This is a genomic window from Verrucosispora sp. SN26_14.1, assembly GCF_004307965.1.
Classification (GTDB): Bacteria; Actinomycetota; Actinomycetes; order Mycobacteriales; family Micromonosporaceae; genus Micromonospora.
Map to the genome: position 1 here is coordinate 1 of NZ_SISL01000765.1, position 1490 is coordinate 1490.

Annotated in this window: 1 protein-coding gene; it reads right to left on the reverse strand. The window is 75.0% G+C overall.

The window, feature by feature from the left end; all coding sequences use genetic code 11:
* Nucleotides 1–78 precede the first annotated feature (78 nt).
* On the reverse strand, nt 79–1374 hold the full coding sequence (locus tag EYA84_RS31735) for a glycosyltransferase family 2 protein (RefSeq protein WP_131057841.1): 1296 nt from the start codon (nt 1372–1374) through the stop codon (nt 79–81).
* Between the last annotated feature and the right edge of the window lie 116 nt (nt 1375–1490).

The window sequence follows — 1490 nt, forward strand, 5'->3', positions numbered from 1 at the left end:
CCCCGGCACCACCCGACGGCTCGGCGACCTCCGGCGGGCACGCGGGCGGCCCGGTGCCGGTGGTCGGCGGGAGACCGTTCATCGGGGAGGACCTTCCGGTGCCGTCGAGGAGGTCGGGCGCCAGCGGCGATCGCGCCACCGGGCGCGCAGGTAGGCCAGCGGGCCGCGGATCATGCCCCGCCGGTTGGCACCGAGCAGTTCGCGCGGGAACCCGGCACCGATCCCGGCCAGTCGCGGGCCGTCCGCGCGACGCAGGTCACGCAGGGCGGTCGGCGCCAGCCGCGCCAGCGGCAGCAGCGTCCCCGGCCGGGCGAGCACGAGGCTGGTGTACGCGGCGGTCAGCCCGGTGCCATAGCCGACCATCTGCTGGCGCAACCCGGCCAGGTCACGCCGGTGGTAATGCCGGACCAGGGCAGCCGGGTGGTAAACGACCGTGCCGCCGGTCAGGAGCACCTGGGTCAGCGCCAGGGTGTCCTCCGACCCCATCGCCACCGTGCCCGCGCCGAGAGCGGGGTCGAACCCGCCGATCCGTTCCACGGCACCGGGCCGGAAGGTCATGTTCCCGCCGGTGCCGAACGGTGGCAGCGGATAGAGCGGGCTCTGGAGGTGCGCGGTGGCCGGGGAGAAGACCTGGGGTGTGAACCCCCGCCCCTTGCTGTGCCCGCCGAACTCCTCGAACCACAGCTGGGCGTCGGTCTCCAGCTCGGCCGGGACGATGGCACCGGAGACGACGTCCGCCTCGGGGTGTGCGAGCAGCGCCCGGCCCAGCTCGGCGAGCCAGTATGGGTCGGCTGTCTCGTCGTCGTCGATCCAGGCGAGGATCTCGCCGGGCGCGACGGCGACCGCGCGGTTGCGGGCGTGCGACAGTCCCGGTCGCGGTTCGACGACGTACCGCACCGGCCCACGACGGGCGGCCTCGGCGACCACATCCCGGGTGGCCGTGCTGCTCGGGGCGTTGTCCACCACGAGGACCTGGAACCGGGGATAGTCCTGGCGGAGGAGGCTATCCAGGCAGCGGGCCAACCCGCGCGGACGTTCCCGGGTGCAGACGACCACGGTGATGTGCGGTGCGTCCCGCAGCACCTCGGCGCGTTCGGCCAGGTACGCGGAGCCGTCGGTGGGCACCGGCCCACCCCACCGGGCGCCGATCTCGCGCCCGAGGTCGGCCCCGGTCAGCCCGGCCTCGGGTACCGCGAGCAGGAGCGAGCCGATCGGCTCGGTGTGCCGTCGGACCAGCAGCCAGGCCCGTTCGACACGCCGACCGTCCGGGCCGTACGCCGGGATCGCCGGCAGCGGCTCGGTCAGCTCGACATCGCGTACCAGGGCCGGCAGCCGGCCCGTGTCGGCGACCGGCGTCGAGACTGGCGTGTTCATCGGTCAGCTCCAATCCGGTCTGGATCCACCGGTGCCGGCGGCACCGGCGGGGCACCGGCCGGCGAGGCCAGTTCCACCAGGGCGCCGACGCCGGCGGCGGTCGCACCGAGCAGGAC

What these genes read in the sequence shown, in the direction of transcription:
- EYA84_RS31735 (WP_131057841.1), bottom strand. Translation starts at nt 1,374, where the DNA reads ATGAACACGCCAGTCTCGACGCCGGTCGCCGACACGGGCCGGCTGCCG.